We start from the raw sequence: 7,555 nt of genomic DNA, 5'->3' as shown, positions 1-7,555 counted from the left end.
TTTTCAAAAAGGGGTTCCCTCCCCCGGTTCTTCACTCTTCTCCTTCTTCTCCTCCTCCACCATATTATTGATCTTGCACGCGGCGCAGGCGGCGCCGAAGCCGTTGTCGATATTGACGACGCTGACGCCGCCGGCGCAGGAGGTCAGCATGCCGCACAGGGCGGCGAAGCCGGAGAGGGCGGCTCCGTAGCCGACGGAGGTGGGCACGGCGATGATGGGTTGGGGCAGCAGTCCGCCGATGACGCTGGCCAGCGCTCCTTCCATGCCGGCCACGACGATGAGCACCCGGGCTTTGCGCAGGGTGTCGAGCCGGTCGAGCAGCCGGTGCAGTCCGGCCACGCCCACGTCGGCGACGATGTTGGCGTGGCTGCCGAACATTTCGCAGGTGACGCGCGCTTCTTCGGCCACGGGCAGGTCGGAGGTGCCGGCGGTGACGATGCCGATTTCGCCGCTGCGCCAGTCGATAGGGCGGCGGATGAGCGTCAGGGTACGGCCCAGGGCGTTGTGCTGCGCCTCGGGGCAGGCGGCGAGGACGCGCCGGGCGGTTTCCTCGGGCACGCGGGTAGCCAGCACGTTGGAGCGCGCGCCCATGCGGCAAAATATTTCGGCCACCTGGTCCGGGGTCTTGCCGGCGGCGTAGACCACTTCGGGCAGGCCGTTTCGCAGCGGCCGGTGCAGGTCGATGGTGGTGTGGCCGAGTTCCAGGCTGGTCAGGTCGCGCAGCCGCGCGATGCCGGCTTCCACGTCGATGTCGCCGGCCTTGACGCCGGTCAGGAGCGTTCGCAGATCGTCTTTGATATCCATGGAATATAAGCGTCAGGACATTTTCGGGTCCTGGTTGGGTTGTTCGTTGAGGCTGCCCATGCGGTAGCCGGAAAGATCCACGGTCACGTGACGGTAGCCCAGGCGTTTGAGCTTGTCGTCCACGTCGTGGGTGGCGCTTGCGGCAACGAGGGCGGCGACGTGGTCCGGGGCCACCTCGATGCGGGCCAGTTCGCCGTGGCTGCGAAGCCGTGCCTCGGGAAAGCCGATGCCCCGCAGGAACTCCTCGCCCCCTGCGATGCGCGTAAGTTCGGCTTCGGTGACGGAAACGCCATGAGGAATGCGGGTGAGCAGGCAGGCTCCGGCCGGCCGGTCCCAGCCGGGCAGGCCCAGTTCCCGGGACAGCCGCCGGATATCGGCCTTGGCCAGCCCGGCGGCAAGGAGCGGGCTTACGATGCCGAGTTCCTTGACGGCTCGCATGCCCGGCCTGTGATCGTCCAGGTCGTCGGCGTTGGTGCCGTCGAAGACGTTGCCCAGGCCCGACGCGGCGGCGCTGTCCACAAGGCGGCCGAAGAGCAGCCGTTTGCAAGTGTAGCACCGCTCGGGCGGGTTGTCGCGCAGCGCCTCGGGAAAGGGGATGTCCAGGATTTCGTGGCGCGCGCCCATGTTCCGGGCCGCCCGGGTCGCGGCCGCGACATCGTGGGGAGGGGTGTAGGGCGTGCGCAGGGTCACGGCCGGGACCGCCTCCGGGGACAGCGCGTCCAGGGCCGCCCGCAGGACCAGCAGGCTGTCCACGCCCCCGGAAAAGGCGACGAGTGCCGTTTTGCAGGGGCGGATGACCGCCAGCAGCCGGTCGTAGGCGTTTTGCGCCGCCACGTCAGGCGTCCTTGTCCCGGCAGCGGTCGACCACGGCGTAGATTTCGGTCAGGGGGATGCCGTGTTTTTGGGCCAGGGCGCGGCAGTCCTCGAATTCCGGCTTGGACCGCAGTACCGTGCCGCCGAGCAGGGCGTTTTTCAGGCGCACCGGCCCAAGAGGCGTGGGGAGGGTGGTGAAGGTCGTGGCGAGAAACGTTTTTTTTAGCGGCAGGCTTTTGATGCCAAGGGTCGTGGTATGGCGGAAAAGCAGTTCCATGAAGCGGCCTTCTTCAGCGGCCGCGCACAGCAGCGACAGGCAGGTGGCCGGGCGGTTTTTTTTCATGATGATGGGCGTGAAGTGCACGTCCATGGCCCCGGCCGCCATGAGGGTGTCCATGGCCGCGCCGAGGAGTTCGGCCGTCATGTCGTCGATGTTGCATTGGAGCAGCCGCGCCTCGGACACGGACCAGTCCGTGACGTCGGCCTCGGCCAGGTGCACGCGCAACAGGTTCGGCAGCTTCGTCACCCGGTGGCCGACGCCGTAGCCGGTTTTGGCCACGGTCATTTGGGGTGTGGTCGTGAACCGGTCGGCCAGGGTGGCCAGGATGGCCGCGCCGGTGGGGGTGGCGGTCTCTTCCTGCACGGCCCCCCGGGTGGTGGGGATGCCGGCCGTGATTTCCACCGTGGCCGGGGCCGGCACCGGAATCAGGCCATGGGCGCAACGGACAAATCCGCCGCCGAGTTCCACCGGCGAGGCCCAGACCGCGTCCACGCCAAGGGCGTGGAAACAGACGGCCGCGCCCACGATGTCGACGATGGAGTCCACGGCCCCGACCTCGTGGAAGTGGACTTCCTCGATGGGCTTGCCGTGCACCTTGGCCTCGGCGGCGGCGATGCGGCGGAAGATGGCCAGACTGGTGCGCCTGACGTCCTCGCCAAGGCCGCTGGCTTCGATGATGGCCTCGATGGCGGCCAGATTGCGCTGGCCGTGGTCGTGATGGTGCCCGTGCTCGTGGGCATGGTGGTGATGCCCATGCTCGTGGTGCCCGTGATCATGATTATGGGCGTGATGTTCGTGTCCATGCCCATGATCGCCGTGGTCGCGCGCATGGGAATGTCCGTGCCGGTGGTCGTGGTCCGCCGGCTGTTTCCCGGCCAGCTCCACGTCCACCCGGGCGCCGGTGATGCCGTTTCGGGCGTCGCGGGTCACGCGCAGGGAAAATTCCGCGTCGAGGCCCAGTTTGGATAACTCGGCGCGCAGAAAATCGGGATCGACGCCCAGGTCGATCATGGCGGCCAGGTTCATGTCGCCGCTGATGCCGGCCTGGCAATCGTAGTAGAGGATACGCATGGTGGTCTTCCTGTGGTGTTACGAAAATTAATTTAGTATTTTATTTTTGAACCAAATTTAAAAAATAATATTACACATAACACCTGGAAAAGCAAAAATTGCGGAATGGAAGGGCCCGAGAGGGGAGAACCCTTTTTTAAAGGGTTTCCCCTCTCGCCCTCGCCCTTTCCTTTTGACTCTCTATGGATACATGGCGCCGGTGGGGCGGATCATGATCTCGTTGACGTGGACGTGCTGGGGCAGGGTCAAGAGCCACCTGATGCCTTCGGCAAGGTCCCCGGGCTCGAGCAGTTTGCCCATCTCCCCGGCGAATTTGGCGAAGTCGTCGCTATAGCCGGCCACCTTCTGGAAGCCGGAGAGAACCACGCCCGGCATGACGGTGGTGACGCGCACGCCGGCGGAGCAGATTTCCCGGCGCAGCGCCTCGGCCATGCCCGAAACGGCGAACTTGCTCGAACCGTAGAAGCCGCTGACCGGCGAGATGTTGCGCCCGACCACGGAGCTGACCACCACGAGGTCGCCCGTGCCGCGCTCCTTCAGATAGGCCCCGGCCCGGCGCATGAGGTGGGCCGCGCCAAGCACATTGATCTTATAGAGCGCTTCCCACTGGGACTCGTCGCTGGTGAGCAGGCTTCCGGCCAGTCCCCGGCCGGCGTTGACCACCACGATGTCGTATTTGCCGCCGCTTGCCTCCCAGGCCAGGGCGGCCGCGAGCAGCTTCTCGATGTCCTCCACGGAACCGGCGTCCCCGGACACGGGGAGCGCCTTGCCGCCGGCCTTGGCGATTTCTTCGGCCAGGGCGACGAGTTCCTCGCGGCGTCTGGCCGCGAGCACCACGTTAGCCCCTTCGCCGGCCAGGGCCAGGGCCGTTTCCCGGCCGATGCCGGAGCTGGCTCCGGTCACAATGGCGGTCTTGCCGGCAAGCAGCATGGGACGCTTCATCGGGCTTTCGTATGGCATGAGGCAACCTCCTCCGGACGATTGTTCCGAATTACCCTAGGCGTTGGCCAGCCCCTCGTGGGCTCGGACCTTGAAGAGTTTGAGCGCCATGGCCTTGCGCTCCTCGACGCGGTCGTCCTCCATCTCGGCGGCCACCTTTTCCAGGGTCTCCGGGATGGGCAGGTGCTGGGGACATTTTTCCTTGCACTCGCCGCAGGCCACGCACTGGGAGGCGAATCCCGGGGCGCTTGCGCCGATGACGCCGCTGACGCTGATCACATAATGGAATTTCGAGCCTTCGACATCCCCGAACATGTGCAACTTGTTGTAGGCGTCGAGGCACTTGGGAATCTGCACGCCGGCCGGGCAGGGCATGCAGTAACCGCAGCCCGTGCAGCCGATCTGCATCAGCTCCTTGTACATGGCTCCGGCCCGGTCGATCATCTCCAGTTCCGCGAGGCTCAAGGCCCCGGCCGTGGCCGTGTCGGCGATGGCCAGGTTCTGCGCGACTTGTTCCTCGTCGTTCATCCCGGAGAGCACCACCGTCACTTCGGGATGGTTCCATACCCAGCGCAGCGCCCATTCCACAGGCGGCCGCCTGGTTGCCGCCTCGTCCCAGATGGCGGCCACGGCCGGTGGGGCGGGCTGGGCCAGGCTGCCGCCGCGAAGCGGTTCCATGATGATGACGCCGAGGCCCTTCCCCGCGGCATACTGGAGGCCTTCGGTGCCGGCCTGGAACTGCTGATCCAGGTAATTATATTGGATCTGGCAGAAATCCCAGTCATAGGCGTCCACGATGCGCTTGAAATCCGGCAGCCAGCCGTGAAACGAGAAGCCGGCGTTTTTGATGCGCCCGTCGGCCTTGGCCGCGTCCAGGAATTCCCGCACGCCCTTGGCCGCCACGCTGTCCCACAGTTCGCCGTCCAGGGCGTGGACGAGGTAGTAGTCGATGTGGTCCGTCTTGAGGCGGGTAAGCTGGGCGCTTAGGTAATGGTCCATGTCCTCGCGCTTTTCGATCATCCACGCCGGCAGCTTGGTGGCGAGTTTGACCTTCTCGCGGTATCCGTCCGCGAGGGCGCGGCCCACGAAGGGCTCGCTCGCCCCGCCGTGGTACGGCCAGGCCGTGTCCACGTAGTTGACGCCCGCGTTGATGGCGCTTCGGACCTGACCGATGGCCCGGTCCTCGTCGATTTTGCCGTCGATCATGGGCAGGCGCATGCAGCCGAAGCCAAGGATGGACAGCTTGTCCCCGTTTTTGGGCATTTTCCTGTACAGCATGCTTTTTTCTCCTTTCGCCGCCCGCGGCAAAGCGGGACCTCGCGTCCCGGCCGATGGCGGCGGCATGGATTCAATACTTGAGCCGGAAGCGTGAAAGAACGCCTATTTCTGCTCATTTCTTGCCTGATTCTTTCATGCTCGCCAGAAACGTCATGGGATCGTCACGCGTTTTCGGACCGGCGGCCGCCAAAGGCCTCGATGCCGAGGGCGGCCAGGGCGCAGCCCGCGCAAAGAAGCGACAGGCCCCGCCAGCCGAACAGGGCGAAGGCATGGGCCCCGACGGCCGAACCCAGCGCGCCGAAAGCGAACATCACGGTCATAAATACCGTGTTGAGCCGGCTTCTGGCCGTGGCGTCCAGGGCGTAGACCCGGGACTGGTTGGAAATCATGGCCGCCTGCACGCCGATGTCCATGAGCACGATGCCGCCGAGCAGCGCGGCCCAGGAGCCGGGAAAGCAGGCGAAAAGAAGAAACGAGGCCGCGACCGCCCCGGCCCCGCAAATGATGATTCTCCCCTGGCCGCCGCCCAATTTGTCCGAGACCCAGCCGGCCAGGGGCGCGGCCAGGATTCCGGCCATGCCGAGCAGCCCCAGCAGCCCGGCCACGGCGCTGCCCTGGAAAAAGGGCGGTTGCTCCAGGTACAGGGCCACGTCGGCCCAGAAGGCGATAAACGCGGCGAAGATCAGTCCCTGGGTCAGTCCGGCCCGGCGCAGCACGGCATGGGCGCGGAAAAGCCCGAGCAGCGACAACAGCGTTTTCCGGTAGCTTAAGGGGGAGGTCGGCTCGGACCGGGGCAGCCGCACGGCCAGAAGCGCGGCCATGCCCAGGCAGGCGAAGGCGGCCAGGGCGAACATGGCCCGCCAGCTCACGTATTCCGAGACAACGCCGCTTATGGTCCGGGCGAGCAGAATACCCGATAAAAGGCCGGCCATGACCACGCCCACCACCCGGCCGCGCTGGTGCTCCGGGGCCAGATGGGCGGCCATGGGTACCACCTGCTGGGCCACTGTCGAAAGAACGCCCAGGCACAGGCTGGCCGCGACCAGGACGGTGAGGCTCGGCGACGCCGCCGCCCAGGCCAGGGACGCGGCCAGCCCCAGCGTGGTGATGACGATGAGCCGTCGCCGCTCGAAACAGTCGCCAAGGGAGGCCAGAAAGAGCAGCCCCACAGCATAGCCCACCTGGGTCAGCACGGCCACGGAAGCCACCTGCTCGGGGCCCACGCCGAATTCCCGGGCCAGGATGCCGAGCATGGGCTGGTTGTAGTAGATGCTGGCCACGAACAGCCCGGCCGCCGCGGCCATGAGCAGCACCGTATTTCCGCCCAGCTCCGGGGCCAAAGCGCGGCCGGCGTTTTTTCCCACAGTCTTGGTCATTGTCCCTCCTATCGGCCAAACCGGTCGACCGTGGCACTATAAGCATCGGATGTGGGGGGAAACATGTCCATTTCTGCAAAGAAGTTGCCCAATCCTGCCGCTGTCGGCACCCCCTCGGGGCAAAGGGGGCATTTGCCGTCCCGGGCGCAAGCGCTTACAGGTCGCTTGGGCGCGAAACCGTCGCGCCGGGAGGACCCCCACGCATGGGTGAAGGAAACGACATGCCGCCGGCCGATGACGCGCGGCTTATTGCCGTGGGCGACATCCACGGCCAGGCCGATGCGCTGCGCCGGCTGCTCGACGATCTGCCGTACCGGCCGGGTACGGATCGTCTTATTTTTTTAGGGGATTACATCAACCGGGGACCGGACACCCGGGGCGTGCTGGATCTGCTGACCGATATCGCCCGGCAGGACCCGGGCGCGGTTTTTTGCCTGGGCAACCATGAGGAAACACTTCTCCGGTACGCCGACGAGGGCGAACCCGAGGATTTGCGGCTCCTTCGCGGGCTCGGCATCGAAACCACCCTGCGCTGCTACGGCGATCCGCCGGCCGCATCGCTGATCGGCCTTTCCTTCCTGCCGCCCGAACACCAGGCGTTTCTGCGCGCCCTCGTGCCCTACGCGCGCATCGGCGACATGCTCTTCGTCCACGCCGGGTTGCCCGGCGGACTGCCGCCCGAGGAATGCCCCACCGACTGCATGCTCTCGGTGCGGGGCGCGTTTCTCTCCGGCCCCGTGCCGCGCGGCCTGACCGTGGTCTTCGGCCATACCACCGCCCGCACCCCCCTCGTCGCGCCGGGCAAGATCGGCCTGGATACCGGCGCGGCCTGGGGCCGCGCGCTCACCGCCTGCATCCTGCCCGACATGGAACTGCGCCACGTGTTTATTTGAAAGGTAAAGATGAAGAAAAGATGCCTCCGGCGGCCGGGGGGGCCATGGGCCCCCCGGCCCCCCCTTCCTCCCTGGGTCGTTTTCCCCGACGGCAAGCCGTC

Annotated in this window: 7 protein-coding genes; 1 reads left to right on the top strand and 6 read right to left on the bottom strand. The window is 66.2% G+C overall.

Translation table 11 applies throughout. The features are described 5' to 3' along the window. Nucleotides 1-3: 3 nt before the first annotated feature. From larB to DESFRDRAFT_RS20245, 6 genes are all read right to left on the bottom strand, one after another. Nucleotides 4-804: a nickel pincer cofactor biosynthesis protein LarB gene (gene larB, locus DESFRDRAFT_RS20270; RefSeq protein ID WP_005997163.1), complete on the bottom strand. Its 801-nt coding sequence runs from the start codon at nucleotides 802-804 to the stop codon at nucleotides 4-6. A gap of 12 nt (nucleotides 805-816) precedes the next feature. Continuing rightward, nucleotides 817-1,638: an ATP-dependent sacrificial sulfur transferase LarE gene (larE, locus tag DESFRDRAFT_RS20265; protein ID WP_005997162.1), complete on the bottom strand. Its 822-nt coding sequence runs from the start codon at nucleotides 1,636-1,638 to the stop codon at nucleotides 817-819. A gap of 1 nt (nucleotide 1,639) precedes the next feature. After that, complete coding sequence (larC, locus tag DESFRDRAFT_RS20260; protein ID WP_005997161.1) at nucleotides 1,640-2,968, bottom strand: nickel pincer cofactor biosynthesis protein LarC; 1,329 nt, start codon at nucleotides 2,966-2,968, stop codon at nucleotides 1,640-1,642. A gap of 180 nt (nucleotides 2,969-3,148) precedes the next feature. After that, complete coding sequence (locus DESFRDRAFT_RS20255) at nucleotides 3,149-3,928, bottom strand: SDR family oxidoreductase (RefSeq protein WP_005997160.1); 780 nt, start codon at nucleotides 3,926-3,928, stop codon at nucleotides 3,149-3,151. Between the two features lie 36 nt (nucleotides 3,929-3,964). Next, the gene (locus DESFRDRAFT_RS20250) at nucleotides 3,965-5,185 is read right to left on the bottom strand and encodes an aldo/keto reductase (RefSeq protein WP_005997159.1); all 1,221 of its coding nucleotides are present in this window, start codon (nucleotides 5,183-5,185) and stop codon (nucleotides 3,965-3,967) included. 161 nt (nucleotides 5,186-5,346) lie between these two features. After that, on the bottom strand, nucleotides 5,347-6,561 hold the full coding sequence (locus tag DESFRDRAFT_RS20245) for an MFS transporter (RefSeq protein ID WP_005997158.1): 1,215 nt from the start codon (nucleotides 6,559-6,561) through the stop codon (nucleotides 5,347-5,349). Nucleotides 6,562-6,764: 203 nt separating this feature from the next. Between DESFRDRAFT_RS20245 and DESFRDRAFT_RS20240 the strand changes: the two genes are divergently transcribed. Next, the gene (locus tag DESFRDRAFT_RS20240; RefSeq protein WP_005997156.1) at nucleotides 6,765-7,454 is read left to right on the top strand and encodes a metallophosphoesterase family protein; all 690 of its coding nucleotides are present in this window, start codon (nucleotides 6,765-6,767) and stop codon (nucleotides 7,452-7,454) included. Nucleotides 7,455-7,555 lie beyond the last annotated feature (101 nt).

The sequence above is a fragment of the Solidesulfovibrio fructosivorans JJ] genome (assembly GCF_000179555.1).
Classification (GTDB): Bacteria; Desulfobacterota; Desulfovibrionia; order Desulfovibrionales; family Desulfovibrionaceae; genus Solidesulfovibrio; species Solidesulfovibrio fructosivorans.
The sequence above is the reverse complement of the archived record's forward strand: the minus strand, read 5'-3'. Positions and strand labels throughout refer to the sequence as shown.

Coding starts and splice junctions, on each gene's coding strand:
- DESFRDRAFT_RS20250 (WP_005997159.1), bottom strand. CDS start 5,185: ATGCTGTACAGGAAAATGCCCAAAAACGGGGACAAGCTGTCCATCCTT.
- larC (WP_005997161.1), bottom strand. CDS start 2,968: ATGCGTATCCTCTACTACGATTGCCAGGCCGGCATCAGCGGCGACATG.
- larB (WP_005997163.1), bottom strand. CDS start 804: ATGGATATCAAAGACGATCTGCGAACGCTCCTGACCGGCGTCAAGGCC.
- DESFRDRAFT_RS20255 (WP_005997160.1), bottom strand. CDS start 3,928: ATGCCATACGAAAGCCCGATGAAGCGTCCCATGCTGCTTGCCGGCAAG.
- DESFRDRAFT_RS20245 (WP_005997158.1), bottom strand. CDS start 6,561: ATGACCAAGACTGTGGGAAAAAACGCCGGCCGCGCTTTGGCCCCGGAG.
- DESFRDRAFT_RS20240 (WP_005997156.1), top strand. CDS start 6,765: ATGGGTGAAGGAAACGACATGCCGCCGGCCGATGACGCGCGGCTTATT.